General features: G+C 57.9%; 24 protein-coding genes. 10 read left to right on the top strand and 14 right to left on the bottom strand.

Annotated elements, in window-relative coordinates; translation table 11 throughout:
• Window positions 1-693, bottom strand: coding sequence for an acireductone synthase (mtnC, locus tag DAQ1742_RS15770; protein WP_035343776.1), 693 nt, complete (start codon window positions 691-693; stop codon window positions 1-3).
• Window positions 690-1,304 (bottom strand): methylthioribulose 1-phosphate dehydratase, encoded by a 615-nt coding sequence (locus DAQ1742_RS15775; RefSeq protein ID WP_035343778.1) that lies wholly within the window; start codon window positions 1,302-1,304, stop codon window positions 690-692. Before DAQ1742_RS15775 ends, mtnC begins: the two co-directional genes overlap by 4 nt.
• A 201-nt stretch (window positions 1,305-1,505) precedes the next feature.
• Between DAQ1742_RS15775 and DAQ1742_RS15780 the strand changes: the two genes are divergently transcribed.
• A complete protein-coding gene (locus DAQ1742_RS15780; protein WP_035343780.1) occupies window positions 1,506-2,663 on the top strand; it encodes a pyridoxal phosphate-dependent aminotransferase in 1,158 nt (385 codons plus the stop codon).
• A complete protein-coding gene (locus DAQ1742_RS15785) occupies window positions 2,651-3,418 on the top strand; it encodes an amidohydrolase (protein ID WP_035343782.1) in 768 nt (255 codons plus the stop codon). Before DAQ1742_RS15780 ends, DAQ1742_RS15785 begins: the two co-directional genes overlap by 13 nt.
• Window positions 3,419-3,444: 26 nt before the next feature.
• Here DAQ1742_RS15785 and hpxK read toward each other — a convergent pair whose 3' ends face one another.
• The 7 genes from hpxK to DAQ1742_RS15820 all read right to left on the bottom strand — a co-directional run bounded on the left by hpxK (window position 3,445) and on the right by DAQ1742_RS15820 (window position 9,970).
• Complete coding sequence (hpxK, locus tag DAQ1742_RS15790; protein ID WP_035343784.1) at window positions 3,445-4,710, bottom strand: allantoate amidohydrolase; 1,266 nt, start codon at window positions 4,708-4,710, stop codon at window positions 3,445-3,447.
• Window positions 4,707-5,951, bottom strand: a complete 1,245-nt coding sequence (locus DAQ1742_RS15795; RefSeq protein ID WP_035343786.1) for a pyridoxal-phosphate-dependent aminotransferase family protein — start codon at window positions 5,949-5,951, stop codon at window positions 4,707-4,709. Before DAQ1742_RS15795 ends, hpxK begins: the two co-directional genes overlap by 4 nt.
• Window positions 5,952-6,010: 59 nt before the next feature.
• Window positions 6,011-6,742 (bottom strand): amino acid ABC transporter ATP-binding protein, encoded by a 732-nt coding sequence (locus tag DAQ1742_RS15800; RefSeq protein ID WP_035343788.1) that lies wholly within the window; start codon window positions 6,740-6,742, stop codon window positions 6,011-6,013.
• The gene (locus tag DAQ1742_RS15805) at window positions 6,723-7,379 is read right to left on the bottom strand and encodes an amino acid ABC transporter permease (protein WP_035343790.1); all 657 of its coding nucleotides are present in this window, start codon (window positions 7,377-7,379) and stop codon (window positions 6,723-6,725) included. The genes DAQ1742_RS15800 and DAQ1742_RS15805 overlap by 20 nt, the downstream gene beginning before the upstream one ends.
• A complete protein-coding gene (locus DAQ1742_RS15810) occupies window positions 7,379-8,044 on the bottom strand; it encodes an amino acid ABC transporter permease (RefSeq protein WP_180706171.1) in 666 nt (221 codons plus the stop codon). Before DAQ1742_RS15810 ends, DAQ1742_RS15805 begins: the two co-directional genes overlap by 1 nt.
• Before the next feature lie 10 nt (window positions 8,045-8,054).
• The gene (locus DAQ1742_RS15815; protein WP_180706172.1) at window positions 8,055-8,846 is read right to left on the bottom strand and encodes a transporter substrate-binding domain-containing protein; all 792 of its coding nucleotides are present in this window, start codon (window positions 8,844-8,846) and stop codon (window positions 8,055-8,057) included.
• A 284-nt stretch (window positions 8,847-9,130) separates the two neighbouring features.
• Entirely contained in the window at window positions 9,131-9,970 is an 840-nt protein-coding gene (locus DAQ1742_RS15820; protein WP_035343794.1) for a MurR/RpiR family transcriptional regulator, read from the bottom strand.
• 226 nt (window positions 9,971-10,196) lie between these two features.
• Here DAQ1742_RS15820 and DAQ1742_RS15825 point away from each other — a divergent pair, with 226 nt between their 5' ends.
• The 4 genes from DAQ1742_RS15825 to hpxZ are packed head-to-tail and all read left to right on the top strand — an operon-like array spanning window position 10,197 to window position 13,793.
• On the top strand, window positions 10,197-11,786 hold the full coding sequence (locus tag DAQ1742_RS15825) for a gamma-glutamyltransferase family protein (protein ID WP_035343796.1): 1,590 nt from the start codon (window positions 10,197-10,199) through the stop codon (window positions 11,784-11,786).
• A 24-nt stretch (window positions 11,787-11,810) separates the two neighbouring features.
• Window positions 11,811-12,008, top strand: a complete 198-nt coding sequence (hpxX, locus tag DAQ1742_RS15830) for an oxalurate catabolism protein HpxX (protein WP_035343797.1) — start codon at window positions 11,811-11,813, stop codon at window positions 12,006-12,008.
• Window positions 12,005-13,402, top strand: coding sequence for an AtzE family amidohydrolase (locus DAQ1742_RS15835; protein WP_035343799.1), 1,398 nt, complete (start codon window positions 12,005-12,007; stop codon window positions 13,400-13,402). Before hpxX ends, DAQ1742_RS15835 begins: the two co-directional genes overlap by 4 nt.
• A 10-nt stretch (window positions 13,403-13,412) precedes the next feature.
• Window positions 13,413-13,793, top strand: a complete 381-nt coding sequence (hpxZ, locus tag DAQ1742_RS15840) for an oxalurate catabolism protein HpxZ (RefSeq protein ID WP_035343801.1) — start codon at window positions 13,413-13,415, stop codon at window positions 13,791-13,793.
• A gap of 53 nt (window positions 13,794-13,846) precedes the next feature.
• Here the strand turns inward: hpxZ and DAQ1742_RS15845 are convergent, their stop codons facing one another.
• The 5 genes from DAQ1742_RS15845 to DAQ1742_RS15865 all read right to left on the bottom strand — a co-directional run bounded on the left by DAQ1742_RS15845 (window position 13,847) and on the right by DAQ1742_RS15865 (window position 18,435).
• Window positions 13,847-14,359 carry a helix-turn-helix transcriptional regulator gene (locus tag DAQ1742_RS15845; RefSeq protein WP_051124113.1) on the bottom strand — a complete coding sequence of 171 codons (513 nt, stop codon included), beginning with the start codon at window positions 14,357-14,359 and terminating at the stop codon, window positions 13,847-13,849.
• The gene (locus DAQ1742_RS15850; protein ID WP_035346276.1) at window positions 14,356-15,702 is read right to left on the bottom strand and encodes a type II toxin-antitoxin system HipA family toxin; all 1,347 of its coding nucleotides are present in this window, start codon (window positions 15,700-15,702) and stop codon (window positions 14,356-14,358) included. Before DAQ1742_RS15850 ends, DAQ1742_RS15845 begins: the two co-directional genes overlap by 4 nt.
• Window positions 15,703-15,950: 248 nt before the next feature.
• Window positions 15,951-16,898 carry an allantoinase PuuE gene (gene puuE, locus DAQ1742_RS15855; RefSeq protein WP_180706173.1) on the bottom strand — a complete coding sequence of 316 codons (948 nt, stop codon included), beginning with the start codon at window positions 16,896-16,898 and terminating at the stop codon, window positions 15,951-15,953.
• A 77-nt stretch (window positions 16,899-16,975) separates the two neighbouring features.
• Window positions 16,976-17,713 (bottom strand): aspartate/glutamate racemase family protein, encoded by a 738-nt coding sequence (locus tag DAQ1742_RS15860; protein WP_035343805.1) that lies wholly within the window; start codon window positions 17,711-17,713, stop codon window positions 16,976-16,978.
• Window positions 17,710-18,435, bottom strand: a complete 726-nt coding sequence (locus tag DAQ1742_RS15865; protein WP_035343806.1) for a GntR family transcriptional regulator — start codon at window positions 18,433-18,435, stop codon at window positions 17,710-17,712. Before DAQ1742_RS15865 ends, DAQ1742_RS15860 begins: the two co-directional genes overlap by 4 nt.
• Window positions 18,436-18,588: 153 nt before the next feature.
• On the opposite strand from DAQ1742_RS15865, the gene DAQ1742_RS15870 reads away from it, so the two are divergent.
• From DAQ1742_RS15870 to proV, 4 genes are all read left to right on the top strand, one after another.
• Window positions 18,589-20,091, top strand: coding sequence for an NCS1 family nucleobase:cation symporter-1 (locus tag DAQ1742_RS15870; RefSeq protein WP_035343807.1), 1,503 nt, complete (start codon window positions 18,589-18,591; stop codon window positions 20,089-20,091).
• 65 nt (window positions 20,092-20,156) lie between these two features.
• A protein-coding gene (locus tag DAQ1742_RS15875; RefSeq protein WP_152482109.1) for an IS5 family transposase occupies window positions 20,157-21,001 on the top strand; the annotation gives its coding sequence in 2 pieces (ribosomal slippage) (window positions 20,157-20,502 and window positions 20,502-21,001; 846 coding nt in all).
• Between the two features lie 210 nt (window positions 21,002-21,211).
• Entirely contained in the window at window positions 21,212-23,026 is a 1,815-nt protein-coding gene (gene atzF, locus DAQ1742_RS15880) for an allophanate hydrolase (RefSeq protein WP_035343808.1), read from the top strand.
• Window positions 23,027-23,686: 660 nt separating this feature from the next.
• Window positions 23,687-24,889, top strand: a complete 1,203-nt coding sequence (proV, locus tag DAQ1742_RS15885; protein ID WP_035343809.1) for a glycine betaine/L-proline ABC transporter ATP-binding protein ProV — start codon at window positions 23,687-23,689, stop codon at window positions 24,887-24,889.
• Window positions 24,890-24,897: the final 8 nt, after the last annotated feature.

Below are 24,897 nucleotides of genomic sequence, written 5' to 3' on the forward strand. Positions count from 1 at the left end.
TTAGCGGGCCTGATAGGTATTCAGGTCAATCTGATCAAAACGGTTTACCTGCCGATGGCGGCTGTCGGTATCGGCATCGTCACGAATGAGCTGGCAGGTGTGCCAGCCCGCTTGTGCGGCGGCGTCCAGTTCCTGACGAATATCGGACAAGAACAACACCTGGCTGGCTGGCTGGCCAATCGATGCGGCGATATTGTGATACGACGTCACCTCGCGCTTGGCACCCACGCCGGTGTCGAAATAGCCGCGGAACAGCGGCCGTAAATCGCCAGCCTCGCTGTGGCCAAACAGCAAGTGCTGTGCTTCCACCGAGCCGGATGAATAGACATACAGCGCAATACCGTGCTCACGCCAGGCCTGTAATTGCGGCGCAACGTCGCTATACACATGGCCGCGAAAATCGCCATTGCGATAGCCGCCGCGCCAGATAATGCCCTGCAACAACTTCAATGCCGGTGACTTGCGGTCTTCATCCATAAACTGATTAAACGCCGCCAGCAGTTGCGCGGGCGTAGCCTGCGGCTGCGCCAGTTCCTGACGCGCCAATGCCAGCGCGGCGGCAATCTCAGCCTCCTGCTCTGCCTGCGCCACCGCATCGGCCAGGCGCACGCGGGCATACGGGAATAACACGTTGTGGACAAAGCGAATATCGCTGGTGGTGCCTTCTATGTCGGTGACAATCGCGGCGATCATTTTGCCTCCAGTAAACGGCGCTGTAATTCACACTGGAACAGAAATTCCAGCCCTTCCAGGTGGCGACGTGCCTCTTTTACATCTGCGCCCCAGCAGTACAACCCGTGGCCCCTGACCAGAAAACCGTAACGCAGCGGCGTGGCCTCATGGCGGGCGGCAACCTGTTGCGCCAGCGCCGCAATATCCTGAGAATTATCGAAAATGGGAATGGCGACGGTATCGAGATGGCTGTGCTGACCGCCCAGCGACTTCTGCATTTCATAGCCGTGCAGTACCAATGCGTCGCTTTTTTCTACCCGCGACAGCACCGTGGCGTTGACCGAATGGGTATGCAGCACCGCGCCCGTCTGCGGGCTTAAACGGTAGAGCAACGTATGCAGCCCGGTTTCCGCCGATGGCGTGCGCCCGCTCGGCACATGGCTGGTGGCGATATCGACCCGCAGGAAATCTTCTGCGTTGAGACTGCCTTTATCCTTACCGGATTCGGTAATCAGGCACTGCTGCTCATCGAGACGAACGGACATATTACCGCCCGTCGCCGGGCACCAGCCTTTCTCGCCTATCCAGTGGCAGGCGGCCACCAGCGCGGCCAGTTGTGGGGTATCACTCATAAATCGTCCTGTACAGGTGAAGGCGTCACGCGGTTGTCACCCGGGGATGAAACCCGTTCATGAGCCTGCTTATTATGTTTGGTTATGGCTTAGTGATTTTTGGAATTTAGCCGTTTAAACGTCCAAGCGTCTTGATTGCCAAATACTAGCATCCTGTATATAGTGACAGCAATATCCGGCTTGCAGGAGTCCTTTTTCGCTATGAGCGCCGCACTGATCCCCGACAGTAAATTCCCTTCACTCGGCACCACCATATTTACCCAAATGAGCGCGCTGGCGCAGCAACATCAGGCGATTAACCTGTCGCAAGGCTTTCCTGATTTTGACGGCCCCGACTACCTCAAGCAGCGGCTGGCGTATCACGTCAGTCAGGGGGCGAACCAATACGCGCCGATGACCGGCGTGGCACCGCTGCGTCAGGCGATTGCGCAAAAAACCGGCACGCTCTACGGCTGGCAGCCGGACGCCGACAGTGAAGTGACCGTCACGGCTGGTGCTACTGAAGCGTTGTTTGCCGCCATCAGCGCGCTGGTGCGCCCCGGTGATGAGGTTATCTGCTTCGACCCCAGCTACGACAGCTACGCCCCGGCGGTACAGCTGGCCGGTGGCGTGCTAAAACGGCTGGCGCTACAACCGCCAGCGTTTCAGGTGGACTGGACGGCTTTTCGCGCGCTACTGAGCAAACGCACCCGGCTGGTTATCGTCAACACGCCGCATAACCCCTGTGCCACCGTCTGGTCTCATGCGGATTTTCAGCAACTGTGGCAGGCGATTGCCGATGCCCCGGTCTACGTGCTGAGTGATGAAGTGTACGAGCACATCAGTTTCGCCGCCGGCGGCCACGCCAGCGTACTGGCGCACCCGGAGCTGCGCCAGCGGGCGATTGCCGTCTCCTCATTTGGCAAAACCTACCACATGACCGGCTGGAAAGTGGGTTACTGCGTTGCCCCGGCGGCCCTGAGTGCCGAAGTGCGCAAAGTGCACCAGTATCTGACCTTTTCCGTCAACACCCCGGCGCAACTGGCGATTGCCGACATGCTGCAACAGCAGGCGCAACACTGGCGCGAGTTGCCGGACTTTTATCGCGCCAAACGCGACCGCTTCGTCAACGCGCTCTCAGCCAGTCGGCTGGAGATTCTGCCCTGTGCAGGCACCTACTTCCTGCTGGCGGACTATCGCGCCATCTCCAGCCAGGATGATGTCAGCTTCTGCCGCTGGCTGACCGAGCATATCGGCGTGGCGGCGATCCCGCTGTCGGTTTTCTGCGAATCCCCCTTCCCTCACACCCTGATTCGGTTATGCTTTGCCAAACAGGGATCCACTCTGGATGCGGCCGCGGAGCGCTTATGTCAACTTTAAACATCACGTTATTACAACAACCGCTGGCCTGGATGGACGGCCCGGCCAACCTCAGCCATTTTGATAGTCTGTTGGGCGAGATGACCGGCCGCGATGTCATCATCCTGCCGGAAATGTTCACCACCGGTTTTGCCATGGAAGCGGCCCAAAGCAGCCTAGAACAATCGGTGGTGGAAGCCTGGCTGAAGCAGTGGGCGCAGCGCAATAATGCGCTTATAGGCGGCAGCGTGGCGGTGCAAACCGGGCAAGGGGCGGTCAACCGTTTTCTGCTGGCCGACCCGCAGGGACGGCTGTACCAGTACGATAAGCGTCACCTGTTCCGCATGGCGGGCGAGCATGAGTATTACCAGCCGGGCCAGACGCGAGAGATTATCGAGTGGCGCGGCTGGCGCATTCTGCCGCAAATCTGCTATGACCTGCGCTTCCCGGTGTTCTCCCGCAACCGGCAGGATTACGACCTGGCGCTGTATGTTGCCAACTGGCCGGCCCCGCGCGCGCTGCACTGGAAAACCCTGCTGGCGGCACGGGCGATTGAAAATCAGGCTTATGTGGCGGGCTGCAACCGCGTCGGCAGCGACGGCAACGGCCACCGCTATCAGGGCGACAGCCTGATTATCGACGCTCAGGGCACAATTCTGGCCTCAGCCGCCGAGTATCAGCCGGCGCGCCTTGACGCCGAATTATCGCTCGAAGCGCTGCAAAGCTACCGTGAAACCTTCCCCGCCTGGCGCGACGCCGATAAGTTTAGTTTGTGATATCAAGAGCGCTCAGGCGCTCTTGATTATCGGTATCCCAACACCGTGAGCAGCAGCGCCTGCAACGCCAGCGCCACATCATCGCTCAATACCGCTTCATCAGGGTGATGGCTGATGCCGCCCTTGCAGCGCATAAACAGCATACCGACCGGCCAGCGCTCGGCGATGGCGATGGCATCATGCCCGGCCCCGCTCGGCAGCAGCAGATTATCGCCCTGCACCTGTTGCACCGCTGCCGACAGGCGCTGTTGCAGCGCCGCATCGCAGCGGGTGGCGGCAATACGGTAATACTCGTCGGCGCTGAACGTGCAGCCGCGCAGCACGGCAATATCCTGCGCCAGCGTCAGCAGCCGTTGCAGCAGCGCATCCAGCGGTTTATCGTCCGGCCCGCGAATATCCAGCGTCAGGCGTACTTCACCGGGGATAACATTGGCCGCACCGGGCAGGCACTGCAAGGTGCCGAAGGTTGCGACCAGATAAGGGTCGCTGTCGCGCGTCAGTTGCTCGGCCTGAGCCATCCAGGCAGCCGCCGCCGCCAGAGCATCTTGCCGCTGCGACATCGGCACCGTCCCGGCATGGCCGGCATGGCCGGTAAAGGTGCAGTTCAGCCGCCGCGCACCGTTAATGGCCGTCACCACACCGAGCGCCAGCCCGGCCTGCTCCAGACACGGGCCTTGTTCGATATGCAATTCCAGATAGGCCAGAATCTGTGCCAGCGGCCGCGCCGCCGCACCTATCGCCGCGGGCGCAAAACCGGCTTGCTCCAGCGCCTGCGCCACAGTGATGCCCCCGGTATCCGGGCGCGATAGCCAGCTCTCGGGCCAGGTGCCGGTCAGCCCACGGCTGCCAAGCAGGGTGATATCAAAACGGGTGCCCTCTTCATCACCAAAACCGACCACCTCCAGCGCCACCGGCAAACGAATGCCGTGCTGATGCAAAAACGCCACGGTTTCAATCGCCGCCAGCACCCCCAGCATACCGTCGTAACGGCCTGCGTTACGCACCGTATCCAGATGTGAGCCGAGCAACAGTGACGCTGCGCCCGGTGTGCTGCCTTCATAGCGACCACAGATATTACCGACGGCATCCTGCCACACCTGCATACCGGCTTCATGCATCCATTCGCCAACCTGCTGGTTGGCGTGCAGGTGCTGCGCTGAAAGGTAAACGCGGGTGAGCTGCTCCGGCGTTTCACTGATGCGAGCCAGCGCATCACAGCGCGCCATGACACGGCTCGCCGCCGCCGGGGCGTCGAAACTCGTCATCATGTCTTCCATCAGCACCTCGCTCATGCCGGTGCCTGCGCGGTATCGTACACATGCCAGGCCGCCTGCAACGCTGCCCCTTGCACAGAATGGAAACCAAGACGGTTTAGCACCGCTTCCAGCGCGGTCAGGGTTTGCATCACGCAGTCTTTGCGCGCGTTGTAGCCCATGGTGCCGATACGCCAGATTTTGCCCTGCAACGGCCCGAACGAGGTGCCGATTTCGATGGCGAAATCCTCCAGCAACAGCTTGCGTACCTGCTCGCCGTGAATACCCGGCGGGATCACCACGCCCAGCACATTACTCATTTTGTTGGCGATGTCGCCGTAGGGCTGCAACCCCATGCCTTCAATACCGGCCAGCAGCGCGTTGCCGTGCAACTGGTGGCGGGCGATACAGTCATCCAGCCCCTCTTCCAGAATGATGCGGGCGCACTCGCGCGCGGCGAACAGCATGCTGGTGGCTTCGGTGTGGTGGTTTAACCGCTCCGGCCCCCAGTAATCCATGATCATGCCCAGATCGAAGTAATTGGAGTAAATCATCTCGTCGTCACCGTCCTGATGCGCGGTGGTGCGAATGCCCTGCTCCACGCATTTACGCTGGCGGATCACCGCCTCCATACGTGAACTGAGCGTCACCGGCGAACTGCCGGACGGCCCGCCCAGGCATTTCTGCAACCCGGCAGAAACCGCATCCAGCCCCCAGGCATCGGTTTCCAGCGGGTTGCCGCCAAATGATGCGGTGGTATCGGTATAAAACAGCACGTCATGGCGGCGGCAGATCTCCCCAAGCTCCGCCAGCGGTTGCAGCATCGTTGTGGAGGTATCGCCCTGCACGGTGAGCAGCAGGCGGGGTTTTACCCGCTTGATGGCGTCTTCTATTTGATCGGGCGTGAACACCTTGCCCCACGGCACCTCGATGGTGTGAACCTCGGCGCGGCAGCGGCGGGCTATCTCGCACAACAGGTGGCCGAAACGGCCGAACACCGGCACCAGTACCCGGTCGCCGGGGCGGATCGCCGAAACCAGAATCGCTTCAATACCGGCGCGCGAAGTGCCGTCTACCAGCATCGTCCAGCGGTTATCGGTGCGGAACAGCTGGCGATACAACGCCATCACCTGGTTCATGTACCCGGTCATCGCCGGGTCGTATTGACCGACCAGTTGGCTTGCCATCGCACGCAGTACGCGCGGATCGGCATTGATCGGGCCCGGCCCCATCAATAAACGGTGGGGAGGATTGATCTGCGCAAACAGCTCGTTATGCATGTCATGAACTCCTGATGTCGTTAATATCTCACAGCCTATTTCGTGGTGCGGTACGCCGCTTACAGCCGTACCGAGGCGATAAATTGTTTTAGTTCTGCGGTTTGCGGGTCGGCGAACAGCGTATCGCCGCGCCCTTGCTCCCACACGGTGCCCTGATGCATAAACACCACCCGGTCGCCCACTTCGCGGGCAAAATTCATCTCGTGGGTGACCAGAATCAGCGTCATGCCTTCGGCGGCCAGTTGCTCGAGCACTTTGAGCACTTCGCCCACCAGTTCCGGGTCCAGCGCCGAGGTGATTTCGTCACACAGCAGCACTTTCGGGTTCATCGCCAGCGCGCGGGCGATCGCCACCCGCTGCTGTTGGCCGCCGGACAGATTCGACGGGTAGTAATCGATACGCTCGCCCAGCCCGACCTTCTCCAGCATCTTCACGCCCAGTTCGCGGCATTCGGCGGCGCTTTTCCCCAGCACCAGCCTGGGGGCCAGCATCACGTTTTCCAGCGCAGTCATGTGCGGGAACAGATTGAAATTCTGGAAGATCATGCCGACGGAACGACTGATTTCCCGTGCCTGCGAGTCGCGTTCGGTAACGGTCATGCCACCGAGTTTGATGCTGCCGTCCTGATAGCCTTCCAGCCCGTTGATGCAACGCAACAAGGTGCTTTTGCCGGAACCGCTGCGACCGATGATGGAGATAACCTCGCCCGCATCAATATCCAGATCCACCCCTTTCAGAACGTGGTTCTGGCCGTAATATTTGTGAACCTGATTAATGGTGATGAGCGGCATTGAATTTCTTCTCCAGATAACGGCTGTAGTACGACAGCGGGTAACACAGCAGGAAATAGCCCAGCGCCACCAGCCCGAACACCTTAAACGGCTGATAAGTGACGTTGTTGAGCATGGTGCCGGCCTTGGTCAGCTCGACAAAACCGATGATGGACGCCAGCGCGGTGCCCTTGATCACCTGCACCGAAAACCCCACCGTCGGCGCAATGGCAATACGCATCGCCTGCGGGGCAATCACCCGGGTCAGCGTTTGGGTAAAGCTCAGCCCCAGACAGCGGCAGGCCTCCCACTGCCCTTTCGGCAGGGCCTGCACGCTGCCGTGCCAGATATCCACCAAAAAGGCGCTGGTAAACAGCGTCAGCGCCAGCGCAGCCGCCGTCCACGGGCTGACGTCGATACCGAACAGCCCCAGCCCGAAAAATGCCAGAAACAGTTGCATCAGCAGCGGCGTGCCCTGAAACACATCGGCGTACACACGCGTCAGGCGCAGCGGCCAGCGGCGTTTCGTTAACCGCAGCAACAGCAGCGGCAGCGTGACAAGCGCGCCGCCAAAGAACGCCACCAGCGACAGCAACAGCGTCCAGCGCCCGGCCAGCAGCAGGTTGCGCACAATATCCCAGTCAGTAAAGGTCGTCATCAGCGTGCCGTCCCTAAAAAACGCCGCCCGGCCAGCAGCAATAACTGGCGCATGGCTATCGACAACAGCAAATAGCACAGCGTCGTCACCAGATACGCCTCGAAACTCAGGAAGGTTCGAGACTGAATTAAGTTGGCGGCGAAGGTCAGTTCCTCGTAGGAGACTTGTGACACCACCGAGGAACCCAGCATCACGATGATGCACTGGCTGACCAGCGCCGGGTAAATCCGTTGCAAACGCGGGGGCAGAATCACCCGAACAAAGGTCTGGGTGCGGGATAACCCCAGCACCCGTGCCGCTTCCCACTGGCCTTTGGGCGTCACCTGGATACCGGCACGGATAATCTCCGTGCTGTACGCGCCAAGATTCACCAGCATCGCCAGCAGGGCGGCCTGCCCGGCGGTGAGCTTTAACCCCAGCCCCGGCAGCCCAAACACGATAAAGAACAGTTGCACCACAAATGGCGTGTTGCGAATAAGCTCGACATACAGGCCCCACAGGCGGCTGATAAACGTCGGTTTCCCGCTGCGTAATGCCGCACCGCAAATGCCAATCGCGATGCCGCCGAGCGTTGCCATCGTGGCTAACTGCACCGTCACCCATAACCCGGACAGTAACGCCGGCCAGTAGGGCCACAGCGCCGCAAAATGAAGCTGGTATGTCATCGGCTTATCCTTACGCGCCCAGATTGGCCGGCAGCGGTGCTTTCAGCCATTTTTCCGACAACCCATTGAGGGTGTTGTCCTTGACGGCTTTTTCAATCAGTTCATTCACTTTTGCTTTCAGCGCCGGTTCATCTTTCTTCAGGCCGATGTAACAAGGTGAATCTTTCAGCATGAATTTGGCGACCGGCGCTTTGGCCGGGTTTTTCTCGGTAATCGCCGCCACCACCAGATTGCCGGTGGCGATATACTGCACCTGGCCGGACAGATACGCCGACAGCGTGGTGTTGTTATCTTCATAACGCTTGATATCAGCGGTTTTCGGCGCAATCTCGCTCAGTACCATGTCTTCCACCGCGCCCCGTGTTACCCCAACTGTTTGCCCCTGCAAGGCTTCCGGCTTGTCCACCGCCGTCTCTTTCGCGCCAAAAACCCCGAGGAAGAACGGCGCGTAAGCCCGGCTGAAATCAATCACTTTTTCCCGCTCGGCGTTTTTGCCCAGACTGGAAATCACCAAATCCACCTTGTCGGTTTGCAAATAGGGCACGCGGTTGGCGCTGGTCACCGGCACCAGCTGCAACTTTAGTTTCATCTCACTGGCGAGGTAGCGCGCCATGTCGATGTCATAACCCTGTGGCTGCAAGTCCGTACCGACTGAGCCAAACGGCGGGAAATCTTGCGGCACGGCCACGCGCAGCACACCGCGCTGCTGGATGTCTTGCAACTGGTCTGCCATTGCCTGACCGGCCTGAACCATCAACAGCGCCGCACCTGCCACCGCCAAAAAACGTTTTCCGATCTTCATTGCTGTGCCCCCGGTTAAGTTAGATTGAAACCAAAGATTCTTCAATAAAAATATTGAAACCTTCGTTGCAGAAAACAAAAGCAAGATACGTGCCAGATAGCCACACACCGGAAAACCCATATTGCTGAGGCTATTGTCAGGATAAAAACCGCATCATAGGGGGGATGAAGACCGAAAACATTGCCGGTCAGTACAGAGAATGACCGGGAAAATGCACACGATCGGGGCAGAAAATGAGAAAAGGACTGCACCAAAATGAATCAAATGCACCGGGTGGTGCACCATCAGCGTTGCTCCAGCTCATCAAGTTGCTGGTAGAGATCGGCAATATCGTGAATACGCTGGCGACCATCTGCCAGCATCTGATGCAGCAGCGCATTGCTGATAAGGTTGATAAGACTCATGGCGCTGGCATAGCTGTCAAACGCTGATACGCTATCCAGCGGTGCGCTCAGCGACCAGGACACCAGTGGCGGTAACGTGTGCGCCTGCGGCTCGCACAGCAACAACACCGGGATCTGGCGCACATGCAGTTGCTGTAGCAACGGCACAATCAGGCGTGGACGGCGACGGAAGGCCACCACCACCACCACATCCCGCGCACTGAGATCCGCCAGTTCTTCCGCCAGCGTCTGGCCGGGCTGTGCCAGCATCAGCACCTGCGGGCGAATTTGCAACAGTTGCTGACGCAGGTGCAAGGCCACCGGATAACTGTTGCGCAGCCCAACAATGCAGACCCGCTGCGCCTGTTGTAACCCCGCTATCACCGCGCCAAATTGCTGCGGGTCAATCTGGTTGACCCACTGGGTTAAATTCGCCATCTCCTGCTTGTAATGGCGTGCCAGCAGGGTGTTGCCCTGCACCGCGTCCCGGTTATCGGTGAGCGGCATCCCGCTTTGACGCAGGGTGCGCAGCTCATCGCGCATTTCCCGGTAACTCGGGTAGCCAAGGCGACGGAATAACCGGCTGACGGTCGCCTTTGATACGCCGCTGAGCCGCGCCAGCTCGGCGCTGTTATAACTAATGAGATCGTCGAGATGGTCAAAAATAAAGTCAGCCACCCGTTGCTCTTGTGGCGACAGTTCGCTGTACTGGCTGCGTAGCCGCTCATCAATCTGCTTCATTGCCTTGCTGCTCCCCGGTTTCTTTATCATGCCTGTTTGCTGGCCCTGTTTTTGTAACGATCGTTTCATCGCCTGAGCCAGACTGCGACCATACCACACAACCGCCACCGGGCGGCAAGCCCGCCCGGGCCATGAGGGGCAATCCAGACAAAAGAAAACATGCGCCACAAAAACTGGAACGGCTTTTGCTTAACACGACCATGTTTTCTCTGACACGAGTAGAGCTATGCTGCAAAGTCATATCGCCCCATCAGGCATGGCGGTGACGCCACACCATCTTGCCAGCGCCTGCGCCCAACGCATTCTGCGCGCCGGTGGCAACGCCATCGAAGCGATGGTCGCGGCAGCGGCAACCATCGCCGTGGTATACCCGCACATGAATGGTCTGGGCGGAGACGGCTTCTGGCTGATAGTGCCCCCTGACGGCAAGCCAATTGCTATTGATGCCAGCGGGGCGGCCGGATCACTGGCAAACCGTGCGCGCTATGCCGGTCACGCCCGTATTCCCCATCGCGGCCCTGACGCAGCGCTCACGGTGGCAGGCACTGTCGGCGGCTGGCAGGCGGCGCTCGACTATGCTGCCGAGTTATCGCTTAACGCGCCACTGGCACTGACCACCTTGCTGGAAGACGCCATCGGCTACGCGCGGGACGGCATTCCCGTCACCCAATCGCAGGAAGATGCGCTGATAAACCGCCATCATGAATTGAGTGATAACGCAGAATTCTGCCGCCTGTTTATGCCACAGGGTCAGTTTGCACGTACCGGCAGCCGTTTTATCCAGCGCGACCTTGCCCAGACCCTGCAACAGTTGGCGCAAGATGGCCTGGAGAGCTTTTACCGGGGCGCGCTGGCCGAGCGTATGGCCACACAAATGGCCGCGCTTGGCATGCCGGTAACGGGTGACGATCTGGCTCATTATCGTGCCCGCCGCGTTGCGCCGCTGGTGCTACAGCACAGCAAGGGCGAGGTGTTTAATCTGGCTCCGCCCACGCAAGGGCTGGTTTCTCTGGCGATATTGGGTATCACCGACCGGCTTTGCATGGCTGATCTCAGCGACAGCCAGACCATCCACCGCATCGTGGAAGCCACCAAGCTGGCCTTTGAACTGCGCGATAAATACATCACCGACCCGACGCAGGTGACACAAGACATTCAGGCGCTATTGTCTGACGCCAGCCTGAATACGCTGGCTAAAAATGTGAACACCCGCGCCGCCGCCCCCTGGGGACAGGGGAAAGGGCCGGGCGATACGGTCTGGATGGGCGTGTGTGACCGCTACGGGCTGTCGGTGTCGTTTATTCAGAGTATCTACCATGAGTTTGGCAGCGGCGTGGTGCTACCGGGCACCGGTGTCTTGTGGCAAAACCGGGGCGCGTCATTCAGCCTTGACCCTTATCACCTGCTGGCGCTGGAGCCGGGCAAACAGCCGTTTCACACCCTGAATCCGGCAGCGGCGCGCCTCAATGATGGGCGCACCCTGGTATATGGCTCGATGGGCGGCGACGGCCAGCCACAGACACAGGCGGCGCTGTTCATTCGCCATGTCATGCAGGGGGTGCCGCTACAGCAGGCTGTCACCGCGCCCCGCTGGTTGCTGGGCCGTACCTGGGGGCAAACCTCCGATACCCTGAAGCTGGAAGACCGCTTCACCCCGGCGACCATCGAGGCATTGCGCACACTCGGCCACGATGTCGAACTGCTGACCAGCTTTAGCGAAACCGTCGGCCACGCCGGAGCCATCGTGCGTCATGCTAACGGCATGCTCGAAGGTGCCAGCGACCCGCGCAGCAACGGCAGCGCGGTTGGCTATTAATTTTTCAACCCTAAGGTGCTGATGATGAAAAACAGGGATATCGATCAGGACACGCTGGCGGCGTACCTGCAACAAATGGAAGTCCTGATGGGGCTCGAACTGGATGACGCCCGCCGTCAGGAATTGCACGTCCAGTTCAGCCGCATTGCCGCGATGGCACAACCGCTGATGGCGTTTTCGCTCGACGAACGGCAGGAAGTGGCGGGAGTCTACCAGCCATGAAAGCAGCCCGATTATCGATTCGCGCATTACAGGCAGAACTGGCGGCAGGACACCTGTCGGCAACCGACATCGCCCGCGACACGCTGGCGCACATTGAACAGCACAACCCGGTCATCAACGCCTATACCGCCATCACTGCACAGCGTATGTTGGCCGAGGCTGAGAGTATCGATCTTAAACGCCGACAGGGCGAGCCACTGCCTGCGCTGGCGGGCGTGCCCTATGCGGTAAAAAACCTGTTTGATGCCGCCGGTGAAACCACCCTTGCCGGAGCCAGACTGTTTAGCCAGCGCCCTGCCGCTACGCACGATGCGTTTGCCCTGCGCCAGTTACAAACACAAGGTGCGCTGCTGTCCGGCTTACTGAATATGGACGCCTACGCCTACGGCTTTACCACCGAGAACAGCCACTACGGCGCGACCCGTAACCCGCATGACCTGACGCGCATTGCCGGTGGTTCCTCCGGCGGCTCGGCCGCAGCGGTGGCGGCAGGTTTGGTGAATTTCTCGCTGGGCAGCGACACCAATGGGTCGATCCGCGTTCCCGCCTCGTTGTGCGGTATTTTCGGGCTGAAGCCGACCTTTGGGCGGTTATCACGCCACGGCACCCAGCCGTTTGTTGGCAGCCTGGATCATATCGGCCCGTTTGCCCGCACCACCGACGATCTGGCGCAGGTGTTTGACGCCCTGCAAGGCCGCGATCCGGCCGATCGTTTTCAGGCGGATCGCCCGCGGCTATCCACCGCGTCTTCACTGACCGATGCCACGCCGTTACGCAGTCAGGTGCTGGGCGGTTACTTTGCCGAGTGGTGCGATGAAAACGCCAGCGCGGCAGTGAATGCCGTCGCACAGGCACTCGGCGCTGGCGAGGCAGTGACGCTGGCCAATGCCAGCCTGGCGCGCACGGCAGCCTTTATTTTGTCTGCCAGCGAGGGAGGCAATCAGTACCTGCCTGCGCTGCAAGCGACGCCGGAGTTGTTCGAACCGCTCTCTCGTGAACGGTTGCTGGCCGGTGCTATGATCCCGGCGGCCTGGTATGTGCAGGCGCAGCGCTTTCGCGATCATTTCCGCCGTGACGTGCTGGCGCTGTTCCGTGACACCGATCTGCTGATTGCCCCGGCGACGCCCTGCCCGGCCACACCGATCGGCCAGGAAAGCCTGCGTATCAACCATACCGATTTACCGACTCGCGCCAGCATGGGCATGTTAACCCAGCCAATCTCATTCGTCGGGCTGCCGGTAGTCACGGTGCCGCTCACCACCCGCACCGGCCTGCCTGTCGGGGTGCAATTAATCGCCGCGCCGTGGCGCGAGGATATCGCCCTGCAAGCCGCCTGGCGGCTGGAACAGTCCGGTGTGTGCCGGGCGACCCTCCCTGCGGCTTTTCATTCATAAAGGAAGCACTATGACACCCGAAATCAACCTGCCCGACGTATTGGCTGAGGTAACAACCGCCTTTTACCGCTACGAAAAAGCCCTGACCGGCAATGACATCGCGGTGCTTGATGAACTGTTTTGGCACAGTGCACACACCGTGCGCTACGGTGCCTCAGAAAACCTGTACGGTATTGAGCAGATCCGTGAGTTTCGCGCCGCCCGCCCGTCAGCCGGGCTGGACAGGCAGTTGCACAACACCGTGATAACCACCTATGGCCGCGACATGGCGGTCGCCAGTACCGAGTTTCGTCGTGACGGCAGCGAGAAAACCGGCCGCCAGATGCAAACCTGGCTCTGTACCGAACAGGGCTGGCGCATCGTTGCCGCGCATGTGAGCCTGATGGTGTAACGGTTGCGACATCCATGTCGGGTAGCCACTGGCATGTCGGATAGCCGCTAGATTTACCGGCTATCCGATTGCCCGCCAGAGGTGGGAGCGGTCGAGAGGATCTCGGTAAGTAATGACGGCGATACCGGCATAAGCCCCATCTTCAACCCAAAAGGCTTAAACACTTTGTTGATAATATCCGCCGTATAATTGCCCTTGCCGTTCTCTATTTCGGACAAGGTTTTGCGTGATACCCCCACCAGAGTGGCGTAAGCCTCCTGTCGAAGGCCCAACACGTTAAGACGCAATTCTTTAAGTGCGTTTCCCTGCGATATCTCGCCGAACATCATCCTGCGGATAACGTTTTGCATGGCAAGCCGCCGCTCGCTGGTATCGAGTGGCCGGGAGTTTTTTGATGCCCTCACTTTTGTGATATCGGCAGTCTCGGTTACCACGGCAACGGATGACGGCTGAAAATACGTCTGCGCTACACTGCGCTCCTGCATACGCTGACGTAGCTTGCGTATGGTTGCCTGAACATCCTGTGCATCGGCGTAGTTATCGTTATTATTGCGGTCCTGACTCATAACACCCCCCAGCGCTGTAACTTTTCAGGAAGGTAATCAAACCCGATGGAGGGCAACGTGATGATCGATTCGGGTACACCGCGCCGCTGAAGCCGCGCTTTCAGACCAACCAATTGCGTGGCTGTCTGCTGTAATTTTGCCATCAACAATTCTGGCGGAAGAATGTCGGAAAACAACGACGCGATCCGCTCAAACTGATAATCACCGCCGATTTCCAGCGGCTCCGGCCATTTGGTCGTTCTGGCAATACCTGCCGGGTCCGCTTTCATCGGCGCAAAATCATAAATCGGTGCCAGCCGAATCCCTCGCTCGTCCCTGAGGAAAGCGGTATTGCGGCCGTGGTTATCACTGTTGCCAAACGCAATGTTCAACAGATCACGTCGAATCCACTCGATCACAAACGCCGCAGGGTCAAACGCTTTTCCGTCTACGCTCACCGTATGGCTGGACACGATTTTGGCTATCAGCGTGCGAATCGTTCGATCATGGCGCAGCGCACTGCCCGGCCCTGCTCGCAGCAGGGAATACACCGACTCCATGCCGTACCTCTTAACCTGCCCATTGCCAGAGAATTCAATATCAAAGCGCGGTAACCAGAGCGACGGATAATGCCGTCCTTCTTCCAGACGCATACCCGCTACAGGAATGGTGTCGAACCCCATCTCGGCCAGTTCATGGTAATAATGAAACTCGGCTCGCAGGATGTCGCAGTCAATCTCGCTACGCTGACCGCGTGGAAACTTCACCAGATAGGCTGCATCACAACAACCAAGGTCATCCTGCCAGGTATCGATCCATACCCTATTATCCGCATTGCAACGTAATAGCAGTTTGGGTGCCTCGCCGCCTGCACCGGTAGCACCGCCAGCCGCGGCACCACGCTGCTGTGCATAATCCAGAAAATCGCTGGCCCGATTCTTTACGTCCTCCACGCTGAAAAATCGGGTGGTGCCGTTATGCTGTGCAGGAATTGACTCTTTGATACGCAAGTGACCAACCGGAGCAATGGTGGCGTGACGCAGCAAGACATAATTTTGCAACTGTGTCGGTAACCCGGAGAGATCAAGATGCTCAATCCAATACTGCCGGCTAGCCCCGGCCGGGATGATGTCATCCAGAAAGCGCATCCACCCAGGCTCACCACCATCGTCAAAGAAGATCTGCACCGGATAATTGACGGAAACCGCGTGGTGGTCATCGCAATCCATATAGTCAATGCCATAATCGGACGCATAATCCAGCCGGGTTAGCAGGTAATTATCCCGGTAGCTCTCGGGAAAACCGATCTCGGCAATATCCTGCCACGCATTGTCGATAAACGCCTGTACGGTCAGTCTCTCCATAGCCCCTCCGATCTCATTACGCGTAATATAGCACACGTAAAATACCAAAAAGACCATTAACATCACCAAAAGGTTACATTAAATTGCCACCACGCTTTTAACGTTACCTTTATGTATCAAAAACTCCGTTTATTGATAATGAAACCTATACGTTTCACAAAATGCAAAAAAGCCAGATAATGAAACCCATAAGTAACATTACCTGGCTAATACCCAGCCCCTGGTGGCGCGATGAGTGCCTTATTGCGTCAGGCGCAGTACGGATGCGTGCGATACCAGTGTTCGGCAATATCCTGACGGCGGCAGACCCACACCCGGTCATACTGCTGGATATAATCAAGAAACCGCTGCAAGGCACGAAAACGCCCCGGCCGCCCCAGCAGGCGGCAGTGCATGCCAATCGACATCATCTTCGGTGCCTCTGCGCCTTCGGCGTACAGCACGTCAAAGCTGTCTTTCAGGTAACAGAAGAACTGCTCGCCGCTGTTAAACCCCTGCGGTGAGGCAAAACGCATGTCGTTGGCATCCAGCGTATAGGGGATTATCAGGTGCGGTTTGCAGGTCGCGTCATCGCGCGGCACCGCAAGCCAGAATGGCAGGTCGTCACCGTAGTAGTCGCTGTCGTACAGGGAACCCCCCTGCTCCAGCAGCAGTTGCCGCGTTTGCGGGCTGTCACGCCCGGTGTACCAGCCCTGCGGCGGCTGGCCGAACAAGTCGGTGTGTACCGCAATCGCCTGTTGCAAGTGCGCGCGTTCAGTGTCGATATCCATATTCTGGTAGTGGATCCAGCGCCAGCCGTGGCTCACCACGTCGTAATCGGCGGTTTTGATGGCTGCCACGACCGCCGGGTTACGTGCCAGCGCCATCGCCACACCAAACACGGTTAGCGGCAGGCCTCGACGCTGAAATTCATCATGAATACGCCAGAAACCGGCACGGGAACCGTATTCATACAGCGAGTCCATCGACATATGCCGCGCCGGGTAGCTGGCCGCGCCAATGATATCAGACAGAAACTGCTCGGAACCGGCGTCACCGTGCAGCACATGGTTTTCCGCCCCTTCCTCGTAATTGAGCACAAACTGCACGGCGATACGCGCTTGTCCGGGCCAGCGGGCGTGCGGCGGTTGACCGGCATAACCCACCAGGTCACGCGGGTAGTCAGGATCGAGACGCCATTGCGGAGAAAGTGCCATACGTTATGTCCTATCCTGATGAGCGCGACGGCAAGACCGTCACGCACGAGTGGTGAATAAAAACCAACACCGCAGCGTTAGCGTAATCCCTCAAATACGCCGGTTAACGGCTTATCGAGCGGGTAGTCGAGATCGCCGTGTTTGCTGGTGCCAAGCCCCAGCCCCACCAGCGACTCCACCATTTTTACCGCCGCGCTCACGCCGTCTATCACCGGCATTGCCAGTTCCTGCGTCAGCGTCTGCGCCAGATCGGCCATACCGCCACAGCCCAGCACAATGGCACCGGATCCATCCTGCCGCTTCGATTGTATACACATTTCTCGTACCTTGTGTTGTGCCAGCCCTTGCGCATCGTCCAGTGCCAGTACCGGCAGGTCGATGGCATGCAGCGCGGCGCAGTGGTGCTCAAAGCCGTAGCGTTGCAACAGATGACGGGCGATGATGAGCGTGCGCGGCAGCGTGGTGACGATGGAAAAGCGCGTCGCCACCAGCGTTGCCAGATGCATCGCTGCCTCGGCAATACCGATGACCGGCGCGCAGGCCAGCTCACGCGCGGCCAGTAAACCGGGGTCGCCAAAGCAGGCGATGACATGGCCGCTGACCCCCTGCTCACGCCCCTGCCGAATGAGCTCCAGTACGCCCAGCGTCGCCACCGCTTCATCAAAATGCCCTTCAATCGATGGCACACCCTGCGACGGGCACACCGCCACTATCTCGGTGCCGGGAGCGGCCACGCGCGTTGCTGCCGCCCCGATGGTGGCAGTCATGGCCTGACTGGTATTGGGGTTAATCACCTGAATAACGCAGCGGCTCATGCGGCACCGCCCGAACGAAGATGGCTAAATAACTTTGAAAAATCGGGAAGTTGTGTGTCATCGCGGTCAAAGCGCAGGCTGGCGGTAATATCGTCAAAGTGCTGCTGCATCGCCTGCGTCAGCCCGGCCAGGTCACGGTCACGTAGCCGTGTGAGCAGTGCACGGTGATCGTGGCAGCGGCACCCTTGCTGCCAGGGCGCGCCATAGGCCGCAATCACCAAAGAAGAGCGACGCACCAGTTGAGACAGCAGCCCGGTCAATACCTGATTGGCCGATATCGCCTGCAACTGGACGTGAAACGCCCCAGACAAGCGGATAGCCTCCGCCCCGTTGCGATCCTGATGCGCGCGCTCTTCTGCGGCGATAAGCGTCTCCAGCGCGGCCAGATGCGGTGGCTGACAATGCGCGATCACCGCAGGCAGGTTCGCACACTCTATCAAACTGCGCGTCAGCAAAATTTCACGCGCCTCATCCGCAGAAGGGGTGGCCACCACTGCACCGCGTTTGGGCAGCAGGGTGATCATTTGCACTGTCGCCAAACGTTGCAGCACCTTGCGCACACCGGTACGGCTGACGCCAAACACCTCCGCCAGAGCCTCTTCAGGCAGGCGGGTACCGGGTAACAACTGCTGTTCTACCATCGCATTGAGCAATGCCTGATAGATAACCTCATCTTTTTGCTCAATAAATGTCTCTTTCTCAACACCGTACATATCGCTCATGGCTCTCTTCCATTATTACGCCGACAGCAAATCGTACACATAAAATAAATTTATTGTATACAAAATTCACCAATCTGGCCTAAATCCTGCAACAACTGATTGCATACATCATTCATCATTTTTTATTCACGCGATCACACAGGAGCAGATTCCATGCCAGAAAACACGTTCTCCCCCGGCATCGCATCAGCCAGCGACAAAGAGCCTCTTACGCACTACAGCCCGCGTTTGTGTAATGAGGATCTGGCCCCCACGCGGGTACAAAGCTGGTCCTGGTACAATATTTTTTCGTTCTGGATGTCAGATGTACACAGCATGGGCGGTTACGTCGTCGCGGCCAGCTTTTTCACTCTCGGGCTGGCGAGCTGGCAGGTTCTGCTGTGCCTGCTGCTGGGCATCAGTATCGTGCAGGTGTGTGCGAATCTGGTGGCGCGCCCCAGCCAGATGAGCGGCGTGCCGTATGCGGTAATTTCTCGTCAGGCGTTTGGCGTCTTCGGGGCCAACATTCCGGCCGTGATCCGCGGGCTTATCGCTTTTGCCTGGTACGGCATCCAGACCTATCTGGCCGCCAATGCCCTGATGCTGGTGCTGCTAAAATTCGCCCCCGGCCTCAACACGCTAACCACCAGCCACTGGCTTGGCCTGTCAGCGCTGGGCTGGCTATGCTTTGGCATCATGTGGCTGCTTCAGGCGATGGTGTTCTGGCACGGCATGAACGCCATCAAGCGTTTTATCGATATCGCAGGCCCCGCCGTTTATGTGGTGATGCTGGCGCTGGCCGGGTGGATTATTTACCAGACCGGGCCGGGCAATATCTCCTTCACGCTAGGCAGCAAGTCGCTCAGTCAGGGTGAACAACTCTGGCAGATGATCACCGCCACTGCGCTGGTCGTCTCTTATTTCTCTGGCCCGTTGCTGAATTTTGGCGATTTTTCCCGCTACGGGAAAAATATGCAGGAAATTCGCCGGGGCAACCGCTGGGGGCTGCCGTTCAATTTTCTGCTGTTCTCGGTGGTTACGGTGGTGATTGTCTCCGGCACCCAATCGTTATTCGGCCAAATGATTACCGACCCGATTGAAACCGTCAGCCGCGTTGGCAACAGTGTGGCGGTAGCGCTTGGCCTGCTGACGATGGTAGTTGCCACCATTGGCATCAACATTGTCGCTAATTTTGTTTCTCCGGCGTTCGATTTTTCCAACTGTGCGCCACAACGCATCAGTTTTCGTACCGGCGGCATGATAGCGGCAGTCGGCTCGGTGCTATTGACACCGTGGAACCTGTTCAATTCACCGGAGCTGATTCACTACACGCTGGATGTGCTGGGCGCATTTATCGGCCCGCTGTTTGGCATCCTGCTGGCGGATTTTTACCTGATTAAAGGCGCGAAGGTGGATGTGGACGCCCTGTTTAACGATACCCCGTCTGGTCGCTACTGGTATCGCAACGGCATCAACCCGAATGCGGTGCTGGCACTGCTGCCGTCTGTGGCTATTGGCCTGATTATCAGCTTTATTCCGGCCTGGCATGAGGTGGCTAATTTTAGCTGGTTTATCGGCGTGGCTCTCGGTGCCGGGAGTTACCGCTACCTGGCCCGCCGTGAACTCACCCAGACACCGGACAGCCGTTTATCCGCTCTGGCGCTGGAAAAAGACTAGGCTGTGTCCCGTAACTGTTTTTTGTACAATCAGGGACATGATTTTGCCACAAAAAGTACTTCAATTTGGCTCGTTACGATTTTCCCGATGATGCATGGGCGCTGATTTCTCCCATGCTGCCGCCTGAAAGAGGCTCTTCCAGAGGCGGCCGTCCTTACTTTGCTCACCGGCATGTCATGAATGGCATATTTTGGGTGCTTTGCTCCGGCGCGCCATGGCGGGATTTACCTGAGCGTTATGGTCAATGGAAAACGATTTACAACCGCTTTAACCGGTGGTCTAAAGCCGGAGTAATAAACAGTATTTTCAATAAATTACTCCAGATTCTGGATGAGGGCGCACTGATTGACTGGGATGTTATCGCGCTGGATGGCAGTAACGTTCGCGCCCTGAAAGCGGCCGCTGGTGCGAAAAAAAACATCCCGATGAACACGAGGACCATGGGCTGGGTCGCTCACGCGGCGGCTTTGGCACCAAAATCCATCTGGCGACAGATGGCACAGGATTACCGCTAAGTTTTTGCCTGAGCGGTGGACAGGCCCACGAAAGCCGGTATGCGGAAACGTTGCTTAACCGCGTCGGGATTATCCGAAGAAGTGGGCATCTGAAATCGCGTCCGAAAGCGGTACTGGCGGATAAGGGTTACTCAAGTAACAGCCTCCGCATTCATTTGAAAATAAAGGGAATAAAAGTGGTAATTCCGTTTAAATCGAATGAAAAAGCCAGTCAGGACAGACGTCGGCCCCTCGACAGAGGCCTGTACAAAAAACGCAATGTCGTGGAGCGCTGCTTTGCGATACTCAAAGAAAATCGTCGTATCGCTACACGCTCGGAAAAAACAGCCAGAAACTACCTGAGTATGCTAAAGCTGGGGGCGATCAGGTTATTTTTAAAGCGGTTGTTAAGTTAAGGGACACAGCCTAGGCATAAGCGAACCGGGTGAGACACACTCTGGGGCCGTTCCCCTGCCAGGGGGCTGCCCCATCACGGCGCACACCGTTGCGTCCCCGGGCACCGCAAACCGCCAGAATGAAAATAACCCCATATAAAACAACACACTAAAAAACTGGCACAGGCTTTGAATAGCAAAACCATCTTGTATACCCGATGGATTCTTACCATGACAGAGCACGCGATTTTACCCGGACTGACCCTGACACAGTGGTTGCACCACCAGCGCCAGTCTGAACGTCAGTTACGTCACACCTTGCAGGCACTGCTCCGGCAGTTGAGCACGGATAACGACAACCCGCGTGATACCGCCTGGATAGTGCTGGCGCAGGCATCACAGCTCAATGCACAAATTGACCACCTGCTCAGTCAACCGGATGCGGCCTCACTGCCACTCTATGGCATCCCGTTTGCGGTTAAAGACAATATTGATGTTGCCGGCTGGCCGACCAGTGCCGCGTGCCCGGCCTTTACCTATACCGCAGAGCGCGATGCCAGCGTTGTTGCACGCCTGAAGGCAGCCGGGGCTATCGTCATCGGCAAAACCAACCTTGACCAGTTCGCCACCGGCCTGGTCGGCACCCGCTCTCCTTTCGGCGCAGTGGTCAACAGCTTTCAGCCGGATTACGTCAGCGGTGGCTCCAGTTCCGGTTCGGCCTCGGTGGTGGCGCGCGGCCTGGTGCCGTTTGCTCTCGGCACCGATACTGCCGGCTCCGGGCGGGTGCCCGCCGGGTTTAACAACATTGTCGGATTAAAACCCACCAAAGGCTGGTTGTCCACCGAGGGTGTGGTGCCCGCCTGCCGCCTCAATGACTGCGTTTCGGTTTTTGCACTCACCGTGCAAGATGCGTTTACGGTCGCGTCGCTGGCCGGTGGCTACAATGCGGATGACGCCTATTCGCGTGTACATCCGCACACCACACCGGCAGCCCTGCCGGTGCACCCAAGGCTGGCGCTGCCACATCCACTGGAGTTTTTTGGCGACACACACGCCGAACAGGCATTTCAGCACGCGCTATCACAGCTTCAGGCGCTGGGCGCAAAACTTGAACCGATAGATTTCAGCCCCTTTGTGCAACTGGCGCGCCAGTTATATGAAGGGCCATGGGTGGCAGAACGCACGGTCGCCGTCGGCGCGCTGCTTAGCGAACAGCCGCAGGCAATCGACCCGGTGGTGCGCGGCATTATTGCCAAAGGTGCGGAATTCAGCGCCTGTGACGTATTTGAAGCCGAATACCTGCGCGCCAGCCTGGCGCGGCAAATTGCCACCCGCTTAAGCGGGTTTGATGCGCTGGTGGTGCCCACCACGCCGACCATTCACACGCGGGCAGAAATAGCGCAGCAGCCGGTGGCGTACAACTCGCAGTTCGGTTTTTACACCAACTTCACCAATCTGGCTGACTTATGCGGGCTGGCGTTACCGGCACCGTTTCGCGATGACGGCCTGCCCGCCGGTATCACCCTGCTTGCGCCCGCCTGGCACGATGCAGCGCTGGCCGCCTTCGGGCAACGCTGGCAAGCAGCCACTCAACTGCCGCTGGGGGCAACCGCGCAGCCGTTGCCTGCACCCCCGGCATGTCCCGGTGCCTGTTCACCGCACCACGTTCGTCTTGCGGTTGTGGGTGCGCATTTGCGCGGAATGCCGCTGAATCATCAGTTAGTCAGCCGTAACGCGGTGTGGGTTGAAGAAACCAGCACCTCGGCAGACTATCGGTTGTATGCGCTGGCGAATACCGTGCCTGCCAAGCCGGGGCTGGTCAAAACCGGTCAGGGGCAGCCGATCACGGTAGAGCTGTGGGACATCCCGCTCGCGCGCTTTGGCGAATTCGTGGCAGAGATTCCGTCACCGCTTGGCATCGGCTCCATCACACTGGCCGATGGTCGCTGCGTGAAAGGGTTTATCTGTGAACCGGCTGCGCTGCAAGGGGCGCAGGATATTACGGCATTTGGCGGCTGGCGGTCATACCTTGCTCAGTTACAGTAAAACAGGAGCCTGCGATGTCACGCGCCGGTCATCACGCAAACCGGCGCTCCCACGCCCGGCCCCGGTGCTAAGACACACGTTCAGCAAGTGAGCGATATCCTCCCTGCCAGGCCACATCGGCAGGGTATTTTTCTCATTTATCTATTTTTAAGAATTATCCGACCATTAATTATCATACCGATTATTTTTCGGGTTATATTTCCCTCGTTGACGATAACAAATTTCCGCGCTACGCCCCCGTTATTACTGCACATTTCCATTACCTGACCATCAAGCCAGGGCGCTATTTAAAAGCAGTCATAAAGAAATAATTCGATTAGGTTAAAAAGGCATCAACATCGGTAATCCATCGTTATTCCAAAACCACTATAATTTTATTTAAAGAAAATAAACCCGAAGTAAATCACGGATAAAAAAACAAGAAAATAAAAAAAACAAATAATTGATTTAAAACAAAAAAAATAAAAAACATGGAAATATGAAACACGAATAAAAAAGATGAGTGAAATTACCCACCAATCCCATCAAGTACGTATTAATTCAACATAAACCACGATTATCCCCAGGGGTTGTCAGCACGACAGTTTGTGATAGGGTATAAAAAGTTTCATTCGCAATGAGGCATTAAGAGAAAAAACGACACAGGAAAAACATCATTACATGTCAATTAAACTTGAAGTAAAACACCTTTATAAAATATTTGGTGAGCAACCCGAACGCGCGTTTCACCTGTTGGATCAAGGGCGAGATAAAGATCAGATTTTTGAAAAAACCGGTCTGACCGTCGGGGTAAAAGATGTCAGTCTGGCCATTGAAGAAGGCGAGATTTTTGTGATCATGGGATTATCCGGTTCCGGTAAATCGACCCTGGTACGCCTTCTCAATCGCCTGATAGAGCCAACCCGCGGCGAAGTGCTGATAGACGGGCAAGACATTGCGCGCCTGCCAGCCCGTGGGTTGCGAGAGGTACGGCGTAAAAAAATCAGCATGGTGTTTCAGTCTTTTGCGCTGATGCCACACCTGAATATTCTCGATAACACCGCCTTCGGTATGGATCTCGCCGGTCTTTCCCGTACCGAGCGGGAACAAAACGCGCTGAATGCCCTGCAACAGGTGGGGCTTGAGGCCTATACCGCGGCGTATCCGGATGAGCTGTCCGGCGGAATGCGCCAGCGCGTCGGGCTGGCGCGGGCGCTGGCCAATGACCCCGATATTCTGCTGATGGATGAAGCATTCTCCGCTCTCGACCCGCTAATCCGTACCGAAATGCAAGATGAGCTTATCAAGTTACAAGCCCGCCAGCAGCGCACTATTGTGTTTATTTCGCACGATCTTGACGAAGCCATGCGTATCGGCGATCGCATTGCCATTATGCACAGCGGCGAAGTTATCCAGACCGGCACACCCGATGAGATCCTCAACGCACCAGCCAATGACTATGTGCGCACCTTCTTTCGCGGTGTGGACATCAGCCAGGTATTTTGCGCCAAAGACATTGCCCGCCGTCGCCCTGTCACCGTAATCCGCCATACGCCGGGTGTCGGCCCTCGCGCCGCGCTCAAGATCCTGCAAGAGGAGGATAGGGAATACGGTTACGTGCTGGAACGGGGGCGCAGGTTTATCGGCGTTGTCTCCCTCGATTCCCTCAAACAGGCACTACGTCAACAACAACCGCTGGAACACGCGTTGTTACCTGCCCCGGCCCCCGTACAGGCGGATATGCCGCTCAGTGAACTGCTCTCTCTGGTGGCACAAGCCCCCTGCGCCGTACCGGTCGTAAACGAGCAGCATGACTATCTTGGCATCATCTCCAAAGGGATGCTGCTACAGGCCCTCGATAAGGAGAGCACGCAGAATGACTGATACCACCG

The organism is Dickeya aquatica, assembly GCF_900095885.1.
Lineage (GTDB): Bacteria > Pseudomonadota > Gammaproteobacteria > Enterobacterales > Enterobacteriaceae > Dickeya > Dickeya aquatica.

Coding starts and splice junctions, on each gene's coding strand:
- hpxX (WP_035343797.1), top strand. CDS start 11,811: ATGAAAAACAGGGATATCGATCAGGACACGCTGGCGGCGTACCTGCAA.
- DAQ1742_RS15865 (WP_035343806.1), bottom strand. CDS start 18,435: ATGAGCGATATGTACGGTGTTGAGAAAGAGACATTTATTGAGCAAAAA.
- DAQ1742_RS15850 (WP_035346276.1), bottom strand. CDS start 15,702: ATGGAGAGACTGACCGTACAGGCGTTTATCGACAATGCGTGGCAGGAT.
- DAQ1742_RS15870 (WP_035343807.1), top strand. CDS start 18,589: ATGCCAGAAAACACGTTCTCCCCCGGCATCGCATCAGCCAGCGACAAA.
- DAQ1742_RS15805 (WP_035343790.1), bottom strand. CDS start 7,379: ATGACGACCTTTACTGACTGGGATATTGTGCGCAACCTGCTGCTGGCC.
- DAQ1742_RS15825 (WP_035343796.1), top strand. CDS start 10,197: ATGCTGCAAAGTCATATCGCCCCATCAGGCATGGCGGTGACGCCACAC.
- DAQ1742_RS15800 (WP_035343788.1), bottom strand. CDS start 6,742: ATGCCGCTCATCACCATTAATCAGGTTCACAAATATTACGGCCAGAAC.
- DAQ1742_RS15820 (WP_035343794.1), bottom strand. CDS start 9,970: ATGAAGCAGATTGATGAGCGGCTACGCAGCCAGTACAGCGAACTGTCG.
- DAQ1742_RS15815 (WP_180706172.1), bottom strand. CDS start 8,846: ATGAAGATCGGAAAACGTTTTTTGGCGGTGGCAGGTGCGGCGCTGTTG.
- DAQ1742_RS15845 (WP_051124113.1), bottom strand. CDS start 14,359: ATGAGTCAGGACCGCAATAATAACGATAACTACGCCGATGCACAGGAT.
- DAQ1742_RS15835 (WP_035343799.1), top strand. CDS start 12,005: ATGAAAGCAGCCCGATTATCGATTCGCGCATTACAGGCAGAACTGGCG.
- DAQ1742_RS15795 (WP_035343786.1), bottom strand. CDS start 5,951: ATGCATAACGAGCTGTTTGCGCAGATCAATCCTCCCCACCGTTTATTG.
- hpxZ (WP_035343801.1), top strand. CDS start 13,413: ATGACACCCGAAATCAACCTGCCCGACGTATTGGCTGAGGTAACAACC.
- DAQ1742_RS15810 (WP_180706171.1), bottom strand. CDS start 8,044: ATGACATACCAGCTTCATTTTGCGGCGCTGTGGCCCTACTGGCCGGCG.
- mtnC (WP_035343776.1), bottom strand. CDS start 693: ATGATCGCCGCGATTGTCACCGACATAGAAGGCACCACCAGCGATATT.
- hpxK (WP_035343784.1), bottom strand. CDS start 4,710: ATGAGCGAGGTGCTGATGGAAGACATGATGACGAGTTTCGACGCCCCG.
- proV (WP_035343809.1), top strand. CDS start 23,687: ATGTCAATTAAACTTGAAGTAAAACACCTTTATAAAATATTTGGTGAG.
- DAQ1742_RS15785 (WP_035343782.1), top strand. CDS start 2,651: ATGTCAACTTTAAACATCACGTTATTACAACAACCGCTGGCCTGGATG.
- DAQ1742_RS15775 (WP_035343778.1), bottom strand. CDS start 1,304: ATGAGTGATACCCCACAACTGGCCGCGCTGGTGGCCGCCTGCCACTGG.
- DAQ1742_RS15860 (WP_035343805.1), bottom strand. CDS start 17,713: ATGAGCCGCTGCGTTATTCAGGTGATTAACCCCAATACCAGTCAGGCC.
- DAQ1742_RS15780 (WP_035343780.1), top strand. CDS start 1,506: ATGAGCGCCGCACTGATCCCCGACAGTAAATTCCCTTCACTCGGCACC.
- puuE (WP_180706173.1), bottom strand. CDS start 16,898: ATGGCACTTTCTCCGCAATGGCGTCTCGATCCTGACTACCCGCGTGAC.
- atzF (WP_035343808.1), top strand. CDS start 21,212: ATGACAGAGCACGCGATTTTACCCGGACTGACCCTGACACAGTGGTTG.